The sequence below is a fragment of the Herbaspirillum sp. GW821-FHT09A12 genome (assembly GCF_059418325.1).
In genome coordinates this window covers 111,282-130,896 of record NZ_JBWKPR010000012.1, presented here as the reverse complement: position 1 = coordinate 130,896, position 19,615 = coordinate 111,282, and the positions used below count along the sequence as shown (strand labels likewise).

Sequence of the window (19,615 nt, the reverse complement as noted above, 5' to 3'; positions counted from 1 at the left end):
TCATGGCTATTAAAAAAGACAAAGTAGATGTGGTGATGGTGGGCTTGGGCTGGACCGGCTCCATCATGGGGATGGAACTGACCGAAGCCGGCTTGAACGTGTTGGCGCTGGAACGCGGCGACATGCGCGACACCAATACCGATACCCCTTATCCGAAGGCGGTCGACGAGCTGAAGTATTCGGTGCGCGGCGCGCTGTTCCAGGATCTCTCGCGCGAGACCGTGACCATTCGCCACGGTGTGGCCGATGTGGCCGTGCCGTATCGCCAGCACGGCTCCTTCCTGCTGGGCGACGGCGTCGGCGGCGCCGGTTTCCACTGGAACGGCATGATGTACCGCAACCTGCCGGAAGAGCTGGAAATGCGCAGCCACCATGAGCAGAAGTACGGCAAGAAATTCATTCCCGAAGACATGACCATCCAGGACCACGGCGTCACCTACAAGGAACTGGAGCCGTTCTACGATTTCTCGGAGAAGGTGATGGCCGTGTCGGGCAAGGCCGGCAACCTCAACGGCAAGATCATCGCCGGCGGCAATCCGCTGGAAGGCGTGCGCACCGATGAATTCCCGACGCCGCCGCTGCAATACCAATACAGCGCCTCGCTGGTCGAAAAGGCCATGCGCGACGTCGGCTACCACCCGTACCCGGCGCCTGCGGCCAATGCCTCGGCGCCGTTCACCAACCCCTATGGCGTGCGCATCGGCCCTTGCAACTACTGCGGCTTCTGCGAAAACTACGGCTGCTACATGTACTCCAAGGCCTCGCCGCAGACCACCATCCTGCCGGTGCTGTTGAAGCGCAAGAACTTCGAGCTGCGCACCAAGGCGCAGGTGATCAAGGTCAACTTGGATGCTTCCGGCAAGCGCGCCACCGGCGTCACCTACATCGACTCGCAAGGCCGCGAGGTCGAGCAGCCGGCCGACCTGGTGCTCCTGACCGCGTTCCAGACGCACAACGTGCGCCTGCTGCTGCTGTCGGGCATCGGCAAGCCGTATGACCCGGTCACCGGCGAAGGCGTGGTGGGCAAGAACTTCGCCTACCAGTACAACGGCGGCATCAACGTGGTCATGCCCAAGGGCACCCAGTTCAACCCGTTCATCGGCACCGGCGCCGGCGGCGTCGGCATGGACGACCTCAACGCCGACCAGTTCGACCACGGCCCGCTGGGTTTCATCGGCGGCGCCTCGATTCGCCACGTACGCTACGGCGGCCGCCCCATCAAGCAGGCCGGCACCATGCCGGGCGAGAAGGTGCCCAGCTGGGGATCGGAATGGAAGGGCAGCGTGCAGGACGCCTACCAGCGCACCCTGACCATCGGCATGTCCGGTTCGGTGATGGCTTACCGTGATTGCTACCTGTCGCTGGATCCGACCTACAAGGACGCCAACGGCCAGCCGCTCTTGCGCATGACGCTGAACTGGAAGGACAACGAAGGCAAGATGCTGAGCTACATCGGCGACCAGATGGAAAAGGTCGGCCACGCGATGAACCCGGAGAAGGTCGTCAAGGCGGTGCGCAAGACCGGCTCGTCGTGGGACACCCGCGTGTACCAGTCGACCCACCTGACCGGTGGCGCGATCATGGGCACTACGCCCAAGAACAGCGTGGTCAACCGTTACCTGCAAAGCTGGGATGTGCCCAACGTGTTCGTCTACGGCGCTTCGGCGTTCCCGCAGAACATGGGCTACAACCCGACCGGCCTGGTCACGGCGCTGGCTTACTGGTCCGCCAAGGCGATCCGTGAGCAGTATCTGAAAAACCCCGGTCCGCTGGTTCAGGCATAAGGATAACGAACATGATCAAGCACTATTTCATCGCCGCCTGCGCGGCAGTCATGACGCTGTCCGCGGCTGCCGCCTCGGCGCAAAACGCCCCGGCGGACCAGCAACTGGTCAAGCGCGGCGAGTACCTGGCCAAGGCCGGCGACTGTGTGGCCTGCCACACCGCCAAGGGCGGCAAGCCCTTCGCCGGCGGCCTGCCGATGGCCACGCCGATCGGCACCGTGTACTCGTCCAACATCACGCCCGACAAGGACCACGGCATTGGCAACTACAGCGAGGACGACTTTGACAAGGCCTTGCGCCACGGCATCCGCAAGGATGGCGCGTCGCTGTATCCGGCCATGCCATATCCGTCCTACGCCAAGGTCAAGCCGGCCGACGTCAAGGCGCTGTATGCCTACTTCATGAACGGCGTGCAAGCCGATCCGACGCCCAACCGCGGCGTCGACATCGTCTGGCCGTTGTCGATGCGCTGGCCGCTGTCGATCTGGCGCAAGGTGTTCGCGCCGGCCGTCGCAGTGGACGGCGCCGACGACAACAGCCCGATCGTGCGCGGCAAGTACCTGGTCGAAGGCCTGGGCCACTGCGGCGCTTGCCACACCCCGCGCGGCGTAGGCATGCAGGAGAAGGCGCTGACCGACGACAGTACGCAGTTCCTGTCGGGCGGCGTGGTGGAAGGCTACCTGGCCAACAACCTGCGCGGCGACGCGCGCGACGGCCTGGGCAACTGGAGCGAGCAAGACATCGCCGTCTTCCTGAAGACCGGCCGCAACAGCCACTCCGCAGCTTTCGGCGGCATGGCCGATGTGGTCGCCAACAGCACGCAGTACATGACCGACGAAGACCTGACGGCGATCGCCAAGTACCTCAAGTCGCTCAAGCCGGTCAAGGAAGGCGTGGCGCCGCTGGCGTATGATGACAAGACGCACCAGGCGTTGCGCAAGGGCTCCGACCAGAGTCCGGGCGCGATGGGCTTCCTCAACAACTGCGCCGCTTGCCACCGCAGCAGCGGCAAGGGTTGGACGGAAACCTTCCCGACCCTGGCGCAAAGCGCGACGGTGAACGCCGATAACCCGGCTTCGCTGATCAAGATCGTGCTGGCCGGCGGCGAGATGCCATGGACCCACAAGGCGCCCACGCAGTTCGCCATGCCGGCCTTCGGCAGCCGCCTGTCGGATCAGGAAGTGGCGGAAATCGTCACCTTCATCCGCAACAGCTGGGGCAACAGCGCCGGCGCCGTGAGCGCCAGCGATGTCGCCAAGGTGCGCAAGGAGCTGCCGAAGGAGGCGATGGAGGCGGGTACGGCGACTGTCGCCAAGCAGTAAGGCGTGTTGCTTCGCAGGCGCAACAGCGCCTGCGGGAACGCGATGACGATGCGGTCTTCCTGAAAAGGGAGGCCGCATTTTTTATTGCGGCGCCGTGTGGCTAATGCCGTTCAGTTAAACGCTGAACGGCATTTTTTTGTGGAGTCCAGACTCCGTTCGCCCTGAGTAGCTGCGCAGCAGCGTATCGAAGGGCAGGCAAGAGCGCTAACGCTGACACGCTGGCTTCGATACGGCCCTGGCGGGCCTACTCAGCCCGAACGGGGTCTGTGATGAGTGGTTCAGAATTAGCCTTAACTGAACGGCATGAGCGCCGTGTGGCGGATATTCTTTGTATGTGATGTTGACGTGGCTCAGCCACAGGTTGCAGGGTTACGGGATGGACACTGTTGTGCCGAAAGAGGTGCGGTTGACGCTTGAAGGATTTCTGGTTGGCTGAAAAGAGGGGAATGTAGGTGAAGTGAATAGCAACTAAATATTTGATTATTGTTAAATCAATTGGCATTGATATTTACAAATTTTTACGCTAATCTCCGCATTAAATTCTTGTTTTGCGGGAATTTTGCCGTAATGGGGTATTTGCTAGCTGACTAGCTTCAGCCGCATTCTTTCTACCAACAAAAAATATATGTAGCAGGCTCGAGTAATACGATTAAAGGCCAAGATTAGACCGCTGCTCTCATTACGATTGTTATTTTTATTATTTTTTTAATAATATTTAATTTAGCTCCCGAGGTGGCCATAAATGAGCGTCCATTCGATTTCGTCCCCCCAAATCCAATCGACCGAAGCTATTAAGTCGAAGACTGCAGCTAATTCTGATTTCAGCGTCGAGACTGAAGCAATCAAGTCTATTGACGTCACAGACACCGTTTCCATTTCGAGCGAAGCGAGAACAAAAAGCGCTGATTCATCTGACGGTGGTGAGCTGACTCAAGAAATGAAAAACGCAGCGTTGCCTCCGTGGCTTGTTCCCTATTATCCGAAGGCGGCGGTAGTGGGAATGAGCGCAACGGAAATGGATCGTACCAATGCACGCTTTAGTTCATTGACGAACAATGAATTAACCCAGTATTACGCTGGAATCCAGAAGCACTACCAAGAAACGCTGGAAAGCAATCAACTGGTGGGAAATCCGAATAAGTTTGATTTGCTTGTTACGAACAAGGATTCAAGCGAGCAACTTCGCTTGGACTTTGAGAAGCGCATTGCGGCAGATGGCGCTCTCGCAGCGCTGCTCGCCAAAATGACAAAACAAGGCGGTTGAGTTTAAACGGTGTTTTTTTCAGAACATAAAGGAAAAATAATGAAACTCCCTCGTTTGGCAATGATTACTGCAGCAGTTGCACTGACTGGTTTCTCGACACTGAGCTATGCCGCAAATCCAATCTTGGACGCATTGGAAAAAGATGGAGGCAAAGCATCGTTGATCACGGACAATGATCTGATCAACATCAAAGGCGCTGCACTGCAGATGATTCAGAACATCGCCAGCCCCAGTGTCACTCTGGGCATTAAGGAACACAACGTCACTTACAAGAGGTTTGGGAGCTACACTGATTACAGTTCCTACCAATACATCGGCAACAGCTACAGCCCTCAAAGCAAGCCAACTTTGATCTATCAAGGGCAGACCTATACTGTTACAGGCGATGTCTGGCTTGCTGATAAATACAGCAATGCTGGCACTTGGGTGCGTTCGAACGCCTCCGTTATTGAAACCCACTACCAGGCGATAGATCCGGCTACTGGAGCATTGCAAAACTATGGTTTCCGTGATGCTGCTTGGAATCGACCGATCAGCAAGTTCATCTGGTAATAGCATTTAACTACAGGCCCGTATCAGGGCCTGTTTTTTTAATCAAAATAACAATTATTAATGTTCGGAATTGCCTCGAAGCTTTCATATGCCGCGGTAGTGCTGTTTAGTTTGTCCCTGCCACTTTCGGCCGACGCGGATGTCATTTATGCCAAAAACGGCGACATCATCTCAGGATCCATTATTTCCTTTCGAAACGGTATTTGCGTTTTCAAAATCAAATATGGTGCGCCGATTAACTTTCCCAGCCAAGATATTGCGGCCATTGTTACTGATGATAAGTACAACGTCATTTTCGATAACGGGGAGACGGCTACCGGTCAACTGGCTCGTAGCGTAGACGGCGTCACGATCCTGACATCGACAAATTTTGGGCAGATCAAAATCGGAGCTGACTCGATCAATTCCATGACCAGGGTCTTCACTTCTGCGAACAATCCCACTGCGACACCCCCTAACCAACAAGGGGCTCAATATGGAGAGGACTCATCGAAAAAACCACCAGTCGATTTTTTGACAGGCTCAACAGTTTTACTTTCTCCGGGTAAATTTGAGTTTGAATTCGGCCTTCAGTACAAGCAAGCAAGAACAAGTTACTCGCTCATGGACGAGGGCTATTTTCAGATGTCGTCCCACAACTCCAGGCAATTGGAGTTGGCAACTTCGGTTCGGGCAGGTATAGCCAAGGATTTCGAGGCGTATATAACTATTCCGGTTACAAATACTCAAATCGACCAAGTTTCCTCCAACGAATATGTACGAAGCACCAATAAATGGTCATTAGGCGATATTTCTGCTGGGTTGCAATACCAGTGGCAATATGAAACGGCACAGATGCCAGCGATCTCAATCATGGCAGATGTATCTGCTCCTACGGGACAAAAAAGATACTACACCGCCGAGGAAAACTGGAAAGATCCACTTAGTAATGGCACCGGCCATTGGAGCGTAGCTCCAGGCGTAGCATTCGTTCGTACAACTGATCCCGCGGTGCTCTTCGGTGGGTTGAGCTATCGATACTTCTTCAAAAATACGATCGATGGATATCGCGTAAAGCCTGGCAATGGAATCGCTGGATACCTAGGCCTCGGTTTCGCACTAAATGAAAAATTATCCGTTGGGTCGCGCCTTTCGTTCTCTCATTACGGAAACATGAGAGTAAACGATGTGAAAATCGAGGGGTCGGATAAAGACCCGATGGATCTCTCATTTTCTGCGTCTTATCGTGTGCTGAAGGAATGGGTAGTGACACCGCAAATCACTTTTAGCTTGAACGACGAAGCCGGCCCTGCTTTTTTCTCGCTTCGCATGAACCGCCGTTTTGAATGAAAGCGCATACCTATGTTTTAGCAGCGATGGCACTCTGCCTAGGCATGCCGGTGCAGGTTTTGGCTGAAGGTATTCCCACTTTGAAATCGATAAAGCAGCTAAAAATGGAAGGGATTGAGAGGCAAACTTTAGACTATTCTTGTGGTACTGCTGCACTTGCGATTCTGCTGCGAAGCTACTTTGGGGAAGCGATAGAGGAGGTAGACGTGCTGGCGGATATTATTTCGCATCTTCCTCGCGCTGACTTAGTTGATCGCATCAAGGAAGGTTTTTCGATGCTGGATCTTAAGCAATCGGCTGAGCGCATGGGATTTGAAGCCGAAGGGGTCATGCTCAGCGCAGAAGCAGCTGTTATGCTTAAAGGTCCGGTAATCATTCTCCTGCGCCGAGAACAGCTTAACCATTTCGTGGTGCTGAAAGGAATTGCTGAGGGGCGAGCGCTGCTTGCGGATCCCGCTCGGGGACATCTCCGGATCCCGCTCTATGAGCTTCTGAACGAATGGAAAGGCGAGACCCTAATTATCGGGCGGGACGAATTCGGTTTGCCTAGTAGACACGCACTCGCACTACCGTTGAGCGAAAACTTGGCCCCCGAGCGAGAGACCGTGAGGGCGTTACAACATACCCCTCTAAATTAAATCTCTCGATGCCACTATTTCTAGTCGCCGTTTTTTCCTCGTGTAGGTAGCAGGGGGATGCGAAAAAAACGGCCTGTAATGATGCTAACTTTAAGCAGCTAACCCACAAGTATGTCGCGAAGAGATTGAGTGCGAAGGGGCTTGTTATTTCAATAAATTGGTCTGAGATATTACTCACAGAACTGAGCCCATCCTGATGAATCAATCGACATCTCCCCCAACTGGAGTAGCACAACGATTTAGAGTCCAATTACGTTATTAGGAGATTGGATATAAAGAAGCGTTTCACCGAAGAGCAGATTATTGGCTTCCTGCGGGAGGCGGATGTGGGGATGCCGATTAAGGAGTTGTGCTGTGAGCACGACTTCTCGGAAGCCAGCTATTACCTGTGGCGCAGCAAGTTCGGAGGTATGAGTGTGCCTGACGCGAAGCGTCTGAACAAGGTGCGCAAGGAGCTGCCGAAGGAGGCGATGGAGGCGGGTACGGCGACTGTGGCCAAGCAGTAAGCATGACGCGATGCGGGCGCCGACGGCGCCTGCAAAGTGGAATGAGCAAAAAGAGGCGGCCATCCTTTGCAGGATGGCCGCTTTTCATTGGGGCGTGCCTTGCGGCGAAATCCGCTTCTTTCCGGAGCCGGGGTTCGGGTTTGGCGTTTTGATTTACCACGCGCTTCCGAGCCCATCCATTTCGGCAAGGCAGGAAAACAATTTCTTTTCGATCGCCCTGCATCCTTCCCAGATCACGCGGTATTTGAGGATATCCTGGCCTATCCATTCTTGCGCCAGCAGGCGTTCGCCGCTGTGCAATTCAGGCAGCAGCAAGAGGAGGTGGGCGCGCCAGATTTCCTGGGGCGATTGCCTCGGCATCACGCAATCGGAATGAGTAATTCGATCAATGTGCCGCAATTTTCATCCCCGTTCTTGATGGATAAGGTTCCGCCCGCCTGTATTGCCCGGATACGCATGTCGATCAGGCCGACGCCGGGGGCGTCTCGATCTGAAATGCCGTTGCCGTCATCTTGAATTTTGATGCACAGCATTTTCTGCCGTGATCGCACATCAATCGATATGAGCAGATTTTTTGCGCGGGAATGCTTGATCGCGTTCAACATGGCTTCCCGGACGATTCTATAGATGCTGACCGAACGGGTGCATTCGATAAGTTGTTCTGCCTTGCGGGTCAGATTGTGTTGCAGCTTTGGCCTTAATGGCGAGATTTCGTTGTAATGGGAAATCAAATCTTCCAGCGCTGCGATCAAGCCAACGGATTCGACGATCTCGACATGAACCTTCTTGATGATGCTGCGGCTCAAAGAATAGGCGCGATCGATTTCCAGCGCCGACCTGTTCAGGATTGCCGTTATGTCATCCTGTCCTTTGGCCAGGGCTAGCCCTTCTTCGATCTTCCTTTTGGAAAATATCAGGCACGGGTTTAATTCATCATGCAGGCTCGCGCATAGCCGGCTGTCTTCACCGTCCATCCGGTTCGCCAGTTCAATGAACGCCGAGCGGATTTCTTGCTGCGATTTGATAGTGACGGCGCGCTGTTCTATTTCGGAGATGTATAGCAGGTATAGGACGGCAACCACAATCAATGCCGGCAATAGCTTTTCAATCTGATGAAAATCTCCTCCAGCGATGAAAGGCAGGGCGCACAGCAAGAGCAAGGCGGATAGCCAAAATACCTTGTTGATACGATGGAGATATGGAGGAGCGTTGGCTACTGCGCCTATCCCCGAAGACAGAAGCAGAACGGGAAGTGCCGCAAATATCAGAAGCAGGGCAGGCTGCAGCATAGGATCTTAATCCCCTCGCAAAATGGACAACGCAGCGGCGCCATCCATTCCCGGCAAGATGCCCAGTTTTGTCGCGCTCTGGCTTACGCTGACGACCTTGGCGGCTTTCATTTCGTCGTAGTTATTCACTCCGGTCACAATGGCGCATGCCTCGCCCGTCTTGTTGCATGTCTCGACATTGATATAGCCGCAGGCCAGAAAGCCCTTTTTTTCGGTCATGATCAATAGCGGCTTTTCAAGTTGAAAATGCAGATTCTTTTCTTGCATGTCCATTTCCTTTGCATTCAGGTTCGATGAGAGAAGTATTGCTATTGGTAGTGCGCCTAAAAACCTTTTCATTTGTGGAATTCTCCGGTTAACAGATTGATCGATGTGTTTTCGAGGACTTCGTTGATTTTCTGATTGCTTGATGTTCTGGTGAATGCCTTGATGAAGGCCGCTTCAGCTTCTTTGTTGTGGCCGTCCAGTTGCGAGATATCGATATTGATGCAAATAAATCCGATCAGATTCTTTTCCTGATAGATAGGGATGGTGGTGGATTTCACTTTCCGCCTATCTTTTGTGGTCAAGGCGTAGGAGATGTAATTTCCGCCTTCCTCTCCGATCGCCGCATAGCTCTTGATCAGCTCGTAGCCAAAGTTCGTGTTGGGGTCGCCCAGTTCACGGCCGGTGATGGGGTTCTGGATGGCGACTACGCTCTTCAGCGGGTTTCTCGTGTCGTGCAGGACCACTTCGAATCCTGTCCCGTTCAGGGTTTGTCCAAGGCCATCGACGATGTTTTTGTACGGCCTTAGTGGATCGTCCGGCGCCTTGACCTTGTATTTTTCATAGACGGGGTTCTTGAGCAATGCGGCATAACGGCTCTTTTCTTCATCGTTTAAGCGCAATGCGATGTCATTGTTCTGCCCAATGTAGATGAGCTCGCCCGCCGCTCGGCTCGCGGGCTGCGAGGCGAAGTAGTCAACGGCTTTCATGAACCGGGTCGTGTCGAGATGCAAGTTGCCGTCCTGCTTGACGCCAACGGGATAGTAGGCGGCGTAGCTTGCCAGCGCTTTCCCTGCCAGGAGAAGCGTTTTCTCCCGCTGATTTCCGGTGATGCTGAAAACAATATAGCCCACCGCAAAGAGGATCAGAAAGGCCGGTGAAAGGGTCCAGATCACCTGTCTGACGAGAGTCTTGTTCATGCGTCGATGACTCCCGAGCGAATTGCCAGCCTGGTGATTTCAGCCGGCCTGCTGATGTTCAATTTTTCCTTGATGTCAGTGCTGATGTTGTGCACGCTGCGAGCGCTCAGGCCAATTTCCTGCGCAATTTCCTCGGCGCTCCATCCGGTCGCCAACTTGGAAAATACAAGGAGTTCCCTTTCGTCGAGCGCAAAGCGGGGATCGAGATGGGTGCCGATGGCAATATTGGCCAGATGTTTCGCGAGTTCGGGCAGGAAATATTGCTGACCGGCGGCGGCATTCAATACGGCATCAATGAGTTGCTGGCTACTGCAGTTCTTTACCAGTACGGCAAGTGCGCCGATGCGATATCCCTGTAGAAGAAAGGTTTCCGGAGGCAGTTGGCTGACCAGGATGATCTTCGCTTCAGGAAAAGACGTTTTGATCGTGCTGGCGGCATCCAGGCCCGTATTGGCATGTCCAAAGCGAATGTCCAATATGATCACATCGGGCCGTAAAAGCGCAAATTGAATCACTGCATCATTGGCACTCGTTGACGTTCCAATGACCGTGAAGCGTTTTTGCGCATCGGACTCCAAGATACAGGAAGATCCTTCTGTAATCAGTGGGTGGTCATCAGCAATCAGTACGGAGATCATGCGGAAATCCTTTTATTGGGACAGCCGGATTTTGCATCGATCTTTCCTGAAATTGCAGGACGCGATTCGCAAATCGGAAAAACTAATTTAAAGAGAAAAATATTCTGTTCATTGGCGAAAAATATGGCGTCGCTTATTGGAAATAAATTTGTTTTCGGGGTCTGTCGCCGGATAACTGATGAAGCTGCCACAGCCTCTGTGTGGAGGCATTTCCTTTATCCAGAACGCCAAAACAAAACCCCACGCCCTTGCGGACGTGGGGTTTTGTTCGAGCGGGGAGGAAAGGCGCGCTACTCCTTCACCGCCCCCGTCATGCCCGATACGTAGTACTCCACGAAGAACGAGTAGACCACCGCCACCGGCAGCGAGCCCAGCAACGCGCCCGCCATCAGCGCGCCCCAGTGGTAGACGTCGCCATCGACCAGTTCGGTGACGATGCCCACCGGCACCGTCTTCACTTCCGAGGAAGAGATGAAGGTCAGCGCGTAGATGAACTCGTTCCACGACAGCGTGAAGGCGAAGATGCCGGCCGAGATCAGGCCCGGCACCGCCAGCGGCAGGATGATCTTGATCAGGATCTCCCAGCGGGTGGCGCCGTCGATCAGCGCGCACTCTTCCAGCTCATACGGGATCGAGCGGAAGTAACCCATCAGCAGCCAGGTGCAGAACGGGATCAGGAAGGTCGGGTAGGTCAGGATCAGCGCCCAGCGGGTGTCGAACAAGCCCAGCTTGAACACGATCGCCGCCAGCGGGATGAACAGGATCGACGGCGGGATCAGGTAGGCCAGGAAGATGCCCAGGCCGACTTGCTTGGAGCCCTGGAAGCGCAGGCGTTCGATCGCATAGGCGGCGAACACGCTGGCCGCCAGCGAAGCGAAGGTCGACACCACCGACACGATCACGGTGTTGAGCAGCCAGGCCGGGTACTGGGTGTCGAACAGCAGCTTCTTGAAGTGGGCCAGCGTCGGCGCGATCACCCAGAACGGATTGCCGCTTTGCGACAGCAGTTCCCCATCCGGCTTGAAGGCGGTGATCACCATCCAGTAGAACGGGAACAGCAGCACGAACAGGAAGATGATCAGCGGCAGGTAGATGGTTACCCAGCGACGCGGCGTGGATTGGAGGAAATCCATGCCCTGGGTTTCCATTTGGTCGTCTTTTTTCTTGGCCATTATTTGTCACCTCCTTGTTGCCAGCCGCGGCGTTGCAGGCCGAAATACGAGAACATGATGGCCGCCAGCAGGAACGGGATCATGTAGGTTGCCAGCGCCGCGCCTTCGCCCAGCGCGCCGCCCGGGATCGCACGCTGGAACGAGAGCGTGGCCATCAGGTGGGTTGCATTGAGCGGACCGCCGCGGGTCAGCACGTAGATCAGCTGGAAGTCGGTGAAGGTGAACAGCACCGAGAAGGTCATCACCACCGCGATGATCGGGGTCAGCAGGGGCAGGGTGATGTAGCGGAACTGCTGCCACGGCTTGGCGCCGTCGATGGCCGCCGCTTCATACAGCGAGGGCGAGATGGTCTGCAGGCCGGCCAGGAGCGAGATCGCCACGAACGGGATGCCGCGCCAGACGTTGGCGGCCACCGTCGACCAGCGCGCATTCCACGGGTCGCCGAGGAAGTCGATGTAGTGGTCGATCAGGCCCATCTTCATCAAGGCCCAGCTGATGACGGAGAACTGGGCGTCATACAGCCACCAGAAAGCCAGCGCCGAGAGGGCGGTGGGCACGATCCAGGGCAGCAGCACCACGGCGCGGAAGAAGGTCTTCAGCGGCACGTTCTTGTTGAGCAGGACCGCCAGCCACAAGCCCAGCCCGAACTTCAGGATGCTGGCGCTGATGGTGTAGAACAGCGTGTTGAACAGCGAGAGTTGCGCCAGGGAGTCGCCGAACAGGTAGATGTAGTTGTCCAGTCCGATGAAGCTGCCTTCGCCGCCGATCTTGGTGTCGGTGAAGCCGAGCCAGACGCCCAGCCCCAGCGGGTAGGTCAGGAACACCACCAGCAGGATCACGGCCGGGGCCATGAACAGCATGCCCAGTACGTTACGGTTATTCAGGAAACGGGATAGCATAATAAGCCTCGGTTGAGTCGCCGCGCCGGATCGCTCCGGGCGGAAAATGCCTGTTTTCATTTCAATGCGATAGCCGACATCGGCGCCGTGCCGGCGAGCCCTGACAACTCGCCAATCGGACCCGGCGCCGCTGCCGCCGGATCGATGCGCGCCGGCCAATGCCGGCGGCAGCGGTCCGGCCGCAAAACATCAAGCCTTGTAGAAGCGCTTGGCGCGGTCAGACGCGCGGTCGATGGCCTGCTGGATGGTCTTGGAACCGCTGGCCGCTTCGGCCACCATATCCACCACCACATAGTCGGCCATGCAAGCCGCCGACGCCTGGCCCAGCGGGCCTTCGTGGCCGTGGTCCAGCATCAGCGATGCCGAGTCGCGGTACACGGTGGCCTTCGGGTCGTCGGTCCAGATCGGGTTCTTCTCGTAGGCCTTGAGCGGCTGGCTGACATAGCCGATGGATGCCTTCATCCATGGGTTGTACTGGTCCGGCTCGAACATGAACTGGACGAAAGCCTTGGCCGCGTTCGGAAACTTGGTGTGCTTGAAGATCATCATCTGGGTGATCTGCATCAGCTCGGTCGGCTTGCCGGCCGGGCCGATGGGGAAGTGCGCGTGCTGGGTATCCTTGCCGATTTCCTGCATCTTCGGCTCGGTCGAATTCTTGGCCGCGTAGTACACCGAGATGCCGTTGGCGGTCATGCTGATCTGGCCGTCCAGGTAAGCCTTGTTGTTGGACGGGTCCTGCCACGACAGCGTGCCGGGGACGAAGGTCGCGTACAGCTGCTTGGCGTATTCCAGCGCGGCGCGGGTCTCGGGCGAATTGATGGCGACCGCGCCCTTCTTGTCGACCAGCTTGCCGCCGTGCGACCACAGCAGCCAGTGCGCCCAGTTGTTGGCGTCGCCCACCGCCTTGCCCAGCGCGAAGCCGACCGGGGTGTTCTTGGCCTTCAAGGCCTGGCACAGCTTCAGGAAGCCGGCGGTGTCCTTGGGGATGGCGTCAAAGCCGGCGGCCTTGATCTGGCTTTCGCGATAGACCAGGGCGTTGCCGATCACGCCCAGGGGCATGGCGATCCACTTGCCGTCCTTGGTGCCGTACTTGCGGCAGACGTCGTACCAGCCGCCGTAGCGCTTGCCCAGCGAATCAGCCAGGTCGGTCAGGTCGATCAGCTTGGTCGGGTATTGCTGCGGATCGTCGAACCAGCCCAGCACGATGTCCGGGCCGCTGCCCACGTTGGCGGCAACGGCCGCCTTGGGGCGCACGTCTTCCCAGCCTTCGCTGTCGGTACGCACGGCCACGCCGGTCAGTTCGGTGAATTTCTTGACGTTGGCGTTCCACAGGTCTTCGTCGCCCTGCACGAAGCGCTTCCAGCGCAGCACGCGCAGGGTCGCGCCTTGTTCGATCGGGTACTTGATGCTGTCGGCCGCAGCCGCTCCCGCAGGCGCGGCGAAAGCGTTCACGCCCACGCTCGATGCGGCTGCGGCGGCGGCGCTGCTTACCAGGAAATCGCGTCTTGTCAGCTTGCTCATGTCTCCTACTCCTTCGGTTGAAATTGGAATGGACCGCTATGGTGCGGATTGTTGTTCTGATGCTGCCTTGCCGATTACTGATTGCTGATGGTTAAAGATTGATGCCGGTGTGCTGCTTTGCTTGGTTGCTGCGGTAATGCTCATGCAATGCCGGCCGGCTGCGATCGGGCGGCCGGCATGGGATCGGTTTCAGCGTTGCGCCAGCGTTTGGCCCGATTCGGCGTCGAACAGGTGCGTACGGGTATGGTCGGGCACCAGATGGATGGTGTCGCCGGCGCCGAAGCCGTGGCGTTCGCGGAAGATCGAGGTCAGGCTGGCGTCGCAGAAGCGGCTGTAGACCTCGGTGTCGGCGCCGGTCGGCTCGACCACGATGACCTTGGTGGCGATGCCGTCGCCGGCCGCGCCGATGGAAAGGTGTTCGGGCCGCACGCCGTAGACCACGCGCTGGCCGTCGCTGCCTTGCAACTGGCGGCCATAGGGCGCCGGCAGGCGGGTGCCGTCGGCGAATTCAACTTCGGCGCGGTCGGCCGACAGGCGCAGCGTGCCGGGGATGAAGTTCATCGCCGGCGAGCCGATGAAGCCGGCCACGAACTGGTTGGACGGGTGGTCGTACAGTTCCAGCGGACGGCCGCGCTGTTCCACCAGGCCGTCGCGCATCACCACGATCTGGTCGGCCATGGTCATCGCCTCGATCTGGTCGTGGGTGACGTAGACCGAGGTGGTCTTGAGGCGCTGGTGCAGTTCCTTGATCTCGGTGCGCATCTGCACGCGCAGCTTGGCGTCGAGGTTGGACAGCGGTTCGTCGAACAGGAACACCTGCGGGTCGCGCACGATGGCGCGGCCCATTGCCACGCGCTGGCGCTGGCCGCCGGAGAGCTGGCGCGGATAGCGTTCGAGCAGCTGGTTCAGGCCGAGGATGTCGGCGGCTTTCTTGACGCGCTCTTCGATGAAGGACTTGTCCTTCTTGGCCAGCGTCAGCGAGAACGCCATGTTGTCCCTGACCGTCATGTGCGGGTAGAGCGCGTAGTTCTGGAACACCATGGCGATGTCGCGATCCTTGGGCTGCACGTTATTGACTACTGTGCCGCCGATCAGGATTTCGCCGCCGCTGATTTCTTCCAGCCCGGCGAGCATGCGCAGCAGGGTGGACTTGCCGCAGCCGGAAGGGCCGACCAGGACGGCGAACTGGCCGTCCTCAATGTCGATGTCGACGCCACGGATGATCTGGGTGCTGCCGAACTGTTTCTTGACAGCGCGAATCTGTACTGATGCCATGCAATTGCTCCTCGTGTATATCCTCGTTTTCGGCGCCGCGGGCGTCCTTGCGGGAGTGCCTGCGGCGACTTTCTTCTATTCGTGGAATGCCGGCCGGTATGCCATCTTGCCTGTGGCGGCATGCGGGGATCTGAGATGTCCCCTTTACACTGTTATCGGCGGCGCTGGATTGCCGCCGGTATTTTTGGCGATCTCCCGTCCTTTGCTTGAGGCGGGAGTTGTCTCTTGCTATTTTTTATTGTCTTTCTTGCCTTCGACGACCACGTAGGATGGCCGTCCGCTGCGGTCCCAGTCGATCAGGTTCTGGGCTGCCTTGCGGCGCAGTTCGCGCGCGGCGACGTCGGAGTAGAACGCCGCGTGCGGCGACAATAGCACACGCTTGTGCTGCACGATAGCCGATGCCGTCGCCGGCGGTTCCACCGGCAGCACGTCCAGCGCGGCGCCCTTGAGCTGGTTCGATTCGAGCGCCGCCAGCAGGTCGTCGATGTCGACCAGGCCGCCGCGCGCGGAGTTGACCAGGTAGCTGTTGGGCTTGAGCAGGTTCAGCACCGAGGCGTCGATCATGCCGCGCGTCTCGTCGTTGAGCGGGGTGTGCAGCGAGACCACGTCGGCCTGCTTGAACAGCTCTTCGCGGCCCACGCGTTCCACGTAGGCGGGGAAGTCGCCGTCGATGATATGCGGGTCGTAAGCGATCACGCGCTTGAACACATTGCGGCTGATATGCGCCATGCGCTTGCCGATGCGGCCCAGGCCGATGATGCCCAGCGTCATGTCGGAGGCGCGCGGGATGATGCCGGCGGTGGTGTAATGCCATTCGCCGGCCTTCACGGCACGGTCGTAGACGGTGATGTTGCGGATCAGGTCCAGCGCCATGGCCAGCGCGTGCGTGGCGACTTCGCCCACGCCGTAGTCGGGCGAGTTGCCGACCCACACGCCGTATTTGGCGGCGTCTTCGGTGTTGATGGTGTCGAAGCCCGCGCCGTAGCGGCTGGCGATGCGGATTTCAGGGCGCGCCGCGAACACCTTGGCGTTGACCGGCGCGTATTGCACCAGGAGGCCCTGGCATCCTGCGGATGCGGCGATGACTTCTTCCTCGGTGCGGCATTGCGCGGTCACCACTTCGACGCCGGCAGCCTTGTACAGCGCCAGCTCCAGGTCGACGTCGGGGAAATCGTAGTCGGTGATCAGTACTTTCATTGCTTCGTCTCCATGATGGTTGTCTCGGTCCCACCTTGATGCAATTACGTCTGTCGCTGTTTCCTCGCCGGTCGCGTCGGCCTGTGGCTCTGTCCGCAACCGCTTGGATGTGTTTCTGTTTCTATTTCAGGTGTTTCCGATCCAGCCGTTTATCCAAAGGGTGCTTGATGTGTACGCGGGCGCCGGGTGGCGCTTCTGGCATCGCCTGCCTTGGCGCCCGCGGTGTTGCCTAGAACCTGTTTACGATCCCATCCGAGGTTGCTCAAATCCCCTTTCAGGCGGTCTGCGGCGTTGCAAAGCCTCGCCGGGCCACCAGCCCGGCTACGTTTTGCGCCTTGCAGCCCATCCTGAAATGGCATTCGATCAACTCCCGGCGGGATCATAAACAGGTTCTTAGTGACTTAGTGATTATCCTTGGGCACGTAGGCGCCGCTCTTGCCAACCAGGAAGTCGAGGTCGGCGCCGAGGTTGGCCTGCTGCACATGGTCCACATAGAGCTTGATCCAGCCGCGCGTGGCCGGCGACTCCGGCTTTTGCCAGGCGGCGCGGCGGCGTTCCATTTCTTCGTCGCTGATGTCCAGGTGCAGCTTGCGCGCTTCCACGTCCAGCTCGATGAAGTCGCCGTTCTGCACCAGCGCCAGCGGGCCGCCGGCGGCGGCTTCAGGCGTGACGTGCAGCACCACGGTGCCATAGGCGGTGCCGCTCATGCGGGCGTCGGACACGCGCACCATGTCGGTGATGCCCTTGCGCAGCACCTTCGGCGGCAACGGCATGTTGCCGGCTTCAGCCATGCCCGGATACCCCTTGGGGCCGCAGTTCTTCAGCACCAGCACGCAGGTTTCGTCCACGTCCAGGTTCTCGTCGTCGATGCGCTTGTGCAGGTCGTCGCTGTTCTCGAACACCACGGCGCGGCCGCGGTGCTTCAACAGCGCCGGGGTGGCGGCCGACGGCTTGATCACGGCGCCGTCCGGGGCCAGGTTGCCCTTGAGGATGGCGATGCCGGCGGCTTCCTTGAACGGCTTGTCGAAGGAACGGATCACTTCCTCGTTCCAGTTCGGCGCGTCCTTGCAGTTGTCCCACAGGGTGCTGCCGTTGGCGGTCAGCGCCGACTTGTCGATCACGCTTTCCAGCTGGCGGATCACCGCCGGCAGGCCGCCGGCGTAGTAGAAGTCTTCCATCAGGAATTTGCCCGACGGCTGCAGGTCCAGCAGGCAGGGCAGTTGCTGGCCGATGTCGTCCCAGTCCTTCAGGTCCAGCTTGATGCCGATGCGCCCGGCGATCGCCAGCAGGTGGATCACCGCGTTGGTGGAGCCGCCGATGGCGGCGTTGACGCGGATCGCGTTTTCAAACGCCTGGCGGGTCAGGATCTTGGACAGCACCAGGTCTTCCTTGACCATGTCCACGATGCGGCGGCCGGCATTGCGCGCCAGCACGTTGCGGCGGGCATCGACGGCCGGGATGGCGGCATTGTGCGGCAGGCCCACGCCCAGCGCCTCGACCATGCTGGCCATGGTGGAAGCGGTGCCCATGGTCATGCAGTGGCCGTGCGAGCGGTGCATGCAGCTCTCGGCTTCGAAGAATTCTTCCTGCGTCATCTTGCCGCCGCGGACATCCTCCGACATCTGCCACACGCCGGTGCCGGAACCGATTTCACGGCCGCGGTATTTGCCGGACAGCATCGGGCCTCCCGACACGCCGATGGTCGGCACGTCGACCGACGCCGCGCCCATCAACAGGGCCGGGGTGGTCTTGTCGCAGCCCATCAACAGCACCACGCCGTCCAGCGGGTTGGCGCGGATCGATTCTTCCACGTCCATCGACGCCAGGTTGCGGTACAGCATGGCGGTCGGGCGCAGCAGGGTCTCGCCCAGCGACATCACCGGGAACTCCAGCGGGAAGCCGCCGGCTTCCCAGATGCCGATCTTGACCTGTTCGGCCAGGGCGCGGAAGTGCGAGTTGCAGGGAGTGAGTTCGGAATAGGTGTTGCAGATGCCGATCACCGGACGGCCGTCGAACTGGTCGTGCGGGATGCCGCGGTTCTTGACCCAGGAGCGGTAGATGAAACCGTCGCGGTCCTGGCGGCCGAACCAGGCTTGGCTGCGGCGGGTGAGTTTCTTGGTATCGTCAGTCATGTGGGATTCCCTCGATGACGGGCAGGGCGGCCGGTCAGGCCGGACACTGCCCGTACAACATCAAAATGCCGTGCGCGCATCGGCGCGCTACGGTGCTGTTTCGTGGTGACGGCGCAAGCGTGCATGCGCCGTCCTGCGGGCGTCAGGGCTTAACTGTCGTCCTGGTCAAAGAAATAGCGGGAAAAGTCGATCAGCAGGAAGGCCAGCAGGGAACCGAAAGAGGATGCACGGTGCAGCGCGCGCCGGGCGCAGGTGGTGGATGGCAATGCGGCCACGGCGGCATGGGTCCAGCTGCCGTGTGACTTGCCGTTCGCGCTCATTGCTGCGTATGCCAAGAGATGTCTCCGTTGCCTGATGCTGCCTGCGGTATTGGATACCGCGGCGGCTGGGTCCTGGGGTTGCCCGTTCCTGCAGCTGTTGCCTTGCGCTCGTCTCCCCGAGGTTGCAAATGGCCGCAGCATGCGACGTGACTTGTTCGATTGGCAGCGAGTCTATTGCAGCATTCTTTGTTTGGTCAAGTGGTAATACCAAATTGGAACGGCAATTTTGGCCCAGGGGCGAGGCGCGCATCCGGCGCTGTGCCGGTGCAGCATCGCAGGCTTGGCGCTGCGGCCGCAGAAAGCAGGCTGGACAAGGCTTTGCAAGGTGAAAGCCGGCCTGGAAATTTGCTGCGGCGCGAGATGGATGAATTGTTTTGATGCATAGGATTCATCCTTGACACTCGCTATCGGATATGAAATTCTAAGCCGAGTGGTCTGACCACATTACCTGTCAGCCCTGAATCATCGTACAGCAAAGTGCGACGACAAGAAATAAGCAGACAGACAATACAAAAAGCAGCAAGGCACCGGAACCTGCGCACAAGAGACAGCAACCAGAATTCTCATGCAGGTAAAGCATGCAGGAACGGAAA

The 19,615-nt window shown here is 58.1% G+C and carries 18 protein-coding genes and 1 pseudogene; 7 read left to right on the top strand and 12 right to left on the bottom strand.

Annotation, left to right across the window (positions count from 1 at the left end; genetic code table 11):
* Window positions 1-2: 2 nt before the first annotated feature.
* The 7 genes and pseudogenes from AC07N6_RS20290 to AC07N6_RS20260 all read left to right on the top strand — a co-directional run.
* Window positions 3-1,784 (top strand): GMC family oxidoreductase, encoded by a 1,782-nt coding sequence (locus AC07N6_RS20290; protein WP_494782218.1) that lies wholly within the window; start codon window positions 3-5, stop codon window positions 1,782-1,784.
* A gap of 11 nt (window positions 1,785-1,795) precedes the next feature.
* A complete protein-coding gene (locus tag AC07N6_RS20285; RefSeq protein ID WP_494782217.1) occupies window positions 1,796-3,106 on the top strand; it encodes a c-type cytochrome in 1,311 nt (436 codons plus the stop codon).
* Window positions 3,107-3,848: 742 nt separating this feature from the next.
* Window positions 3,849-4,370, top strand: coding sequence for a hypothetical protein (locus AC07N6_RS20280; protein ID WP_494782216.1), 522 nt, complete (start codon window positions 3,849-3,851; stop codon window positions 4,368-4,370).
* 39 nt (window positions 4,371-4,409) lie between these two features.
* Window positions 4,410-4,922 (top strand): hypothetical protein, encoded by a 513-nt coding sequence (locus tag AC07N6_RS20275; protein ID WP_494782215.1) that lies wholly within the window; start codon window positions 4,410-4,412, stop codon window positions 4,920-4,922.
* 60 nt (window positions 4,923-4,982) lie between these two features.
* On the top strand, window positions 4,983-6,251 hold the full coding sequence (locus AC07N6_RS20270; RefSeq protein ID WP_494782214.1) for a transporter: 1,269 nt from the start codon (window positions 4,983-4,985) through the stop codon (window positions 6,249-6,251).
* Window positions 6,248-6,889 (top strand): C39 family peptidase, encoded by a 642-nt coding sequence (locus tag AC07N6_RS20265; protein WP_494782213.1) that lies wholly within the window; start codon window positions 6,248-6,250, stop codon window positions 6,887-6,889. The genes AC07N6_RS20270 and AC07N6_RS20265 overlap by 4 nt, the downstream gene beginning before the upstream one ends.
* A 272-nt stretch (window positions 6,890-7,161) precedes the next feature.
* A pseudogene (locus tag AC07N6_RS20260) lies at window positions 7,162-7,344 on the top strand (transposase); the annotation flags it as partial.
* A 204-nt stretch (window positions 7,345-7,548) separates the two neighbouring features.
* Here the strand turns inward: AC07N6_RS20260 and AC07N6_RS20255 are convergent.
* The 12 genes from AC07N6_RS20255 to AC07N6_RS20200 form a co-directional block, all read right to left on the bottom strand.
* The gene (locus AC07N6_RS20255; RefSeq protein ID WP_494782212.1) at window positions 7,549-7,710 is read right to left on the bottom strand and encodes a hypothetical protein; all 162 of its coding nucleotides are present in this window, start codon (window positions 7,708-7,710) and stop codon (window positions 7,549-7,551) included.
* A 44-nt stretch (window positions 7,711-7,754) separates the two neighbouring features.
* Window positions 7,755-8,684, bottom strand: coding sequence for a sensor histidine kinase (locus AC07N6_RS20250; RefSeq protein WP_494782211.1), 930 nt, complete (start codon window positions 8,682-8,684; stop codon window positions 7,755-7,757).
* A gap of 6 nt (window positions 8,685-8,690) precedes the next feature.
* Window positions 8,691-8,951: a YunC family protein gene (locus AC07N6_RS20245; protein ID WP_494782210.1), complete on the bottom strand. Its 261-nt coding sequence runs from the start codon at window positions 8,949-8,951 to the stop codon at window positions 8,691-8,693.
* 68 nt (window positions 8,952-9,019) lie between these two features.
* Window positions 9,020-9,868 carry a PAS domain-containing protein gene (locus AC07N6_RS20240; RefSeq protein ID WP_494782209.1) on the bottom strand — a complete coding sequence of 283 codons (849 nt, stop codon included), beginning with the start codon at window positions 9,866-9,868 and terminating at the stop codon, window positions 9,020-9,022.
* Window positions 9,865-10,506, bottom strand: coding sequence for a response regulator (locus tag AC07N6_RS20235; protein WP_494782208.1), 642 nt, complete (start codon window positions 10,504-10,506; stop codon window positions 9,865-9,867). The genes AC07N6_RS20240 and AC07N6_RS20235 overlap by 4 nt, the downstream gene beginning before the upstream one ends.
* Before the next feature lie 290 nt (window positions 10,507-10,796).
* Entirely contained in the window at window positions 10,797-11,678 is an 882-nt protein-coding gene (locus AC07N6_RS20230; protein WP_494782207.1) for a carbohydrate ABC transporter permease, read from the bottom strand.
* Window positions 11,678-12,577, bottom strand: a complete 900-nt coding sequence (locus tag AC07N6_RS20225) for a carbohydrate ABC transporter permease (protein WP_494782206.1) — start codon at window positions 12,575-12,577, stop codon at window positions 11,678-11,680. Before AC07N6_RS20225 ends, AC07N6_RS20230 begins: the two co-directional genes overlap by 1 nt.
* A gap of 189 nt (window positions 12,578-12,766) precedes the next feature.
* Window positions 12,767-14,098, bottom strand: coding sequence for an ABC transporter substrate-binding protein (locus tag AC07N6_RS20220; protein ID WP_494782205.1), 1,332 nt, complete (start codon window positions 14,096-14,098; stop codon window positions 12,767-12,769).
* A 189-nt stretch (window positions 14,099-14,287) separates the two neighbouring features.
* On the bottom strand, window positions 14,288-15,373 hold the full coding sequence (locus AC07N6_RS20215) for an ABC transporter ATP-binding protein (RefSeq protein WP_494782204.1): 1,086 nt from the start codon (window positions 15,371-15,373) through the stop codon (window positions 14,288-14,290).
* Between the two features lie 228 nt (window positions 15,374-15,601).
* Window positions 15,602-16,570, bottom strand: a complete 969-nt coding sequence (locus AC07N6_RS20210; protein ID WP_494782203.1) for a C-terminal binding protein — start codon at window positions 16,568-16,570, stop codon at window positions 15,602-15,604.
* A gap of 401 nt (window positions 16,571-16,971) precedes the next feature.
* Window positions 16,972-18,702 (bottom strand): IlvD/Edd family dehydratase, encoded by a 1,731-nt coding sequence (locus tag AC07N6_RS20205; RefSeq protein WP_494782202.1) that lies wholly within the window; start codon window positions 18,700-18,702, stop codon window positions 16,972-16,974.
* A 149-nt stretch (window positions 18,703-18,851) separates the two neighbouring features.
* The gene (locus AC07N6_RS20200; protein WP_494782201.1) at window positions 18,852-19,037 is read right to left on the bottom strand and encodes a hypothetical protein; all 186 of its coding nucleotides are present in this window, start codon (window positions 19,035-19,037) and stop codon (window positions 18,852-18,854) included.
* Window positions 19,038-19,615: the final 578 nt, after the last annotated feature.

Coding starts and splice junctions, on each gene's coding strand:
- AC07N6_RS20270 (WP_494782214.1), top strand. CDS start 4,983: ATGTTCGGAATTGCCTCGAAGCTTTCATATGCCGCGGTAGTGCTGTTT.
- AC07N6_RS20275 (WP_494782215.1), top strand. CDS start 4,410: ATGAAACTCCCTCGTTTGGCAATGATTACTGCAGCAGTTGCACTGACT.
- AC07N6_RS20205 (WP_494782202.1), bottom strand. CDS start 18,702: ATGACTGACGATACCAAGAAACTCACCCGCCGCAGCCAAGCCTGGTTC.
- AC07N6_RS20210 (WP_494782203.1), bottom strand. CDS start 16,570: ATGAAAGTACTGATCACCGACTACGATTTCCCCGACGTCGACCTGGAG.
- AC07N6_RS20220 (WP_494782205.1), bottom strand. CDS start 14,098: ATGAGCAAGCTGACAAGACGCGATTTCCTGGTAAGCAGCGCCGCCGCC.
- AC07N6_RS20225 (WP_494782206.1), bottom strand. CDS start 12,577: ATGCTATCCCGTTTCCTGAATAACCGTAACGTACTGGGCATGCTGTTC.
- AC07N6_RS20230 (WP_494782207.1), bottom strand. CDS start 11,678: ATGGCCAAGAAAAAAGACGACCAAATGGAAACCCAGGGCATGGATTTC.
- AC07N6_RS20240 (WP_494782209.1), bottom strand. CDS start 9,868: ATGAACAAGACTCTCGTCAGACAGGTGATCTGGACCCTTTCACCGGCC.
- AC07N6_RS20285 (WP_494782217.1), top strand. CDS start 1,796: ATGATCAAGCACTATTTCATCGCCGCCTGCGCGGCAGTCATGACGCTG.
- AC07N6_RS20235 (WP_494782208.1), bottom strand. CDS start 10,506: ATGATCTCCGTACTGATTGCTGATGACCACCCACTGATTACAGAAGGA.
- AC07N6_RS20215 (WP_494782204.1), bottom strand. CDS start 15,373: ATGGCATCAGTACAGATTCGCGCTGTCAAGAAACAGTTCGGCAGCACC.
- AC07N6_RS20245 (WP_494782210.1), bottom strand. CDS start 8,951: ATGCAAGAAAAGAATCTGCATTTTCAACTTGAAAAGCCGCTATTGATC.
- AC07N6_RS20280 (WP_494782216.1), top strand. CDS start 3,849: ATGAGCGTCCATTCGATTTCGTCCCCCCAAATCCAATCGACCGAAGCT.
- AC07N6_RS20250 (WP_494782211.1), bottom strand. CDS start 8,684: ATGCTGCAGCCTGCCCTGCTTCTGATATTTGCGGCACTTCCCGTTCTG.
- AC07N6_RS20265 (WP_494782213.1), top strand. CDS start 6,248: ATGAAAGCGCATACCTATGTTTTAGCAGCGATGGCACTCTGCCTAGGC.
- AC07N6_RS20290 (WP_494782218.1), top strand. CDS start 3: ATGGCTATTAAAAAAGACAAAGTAGATGTGGTGATGGTGGGCTTGGGC.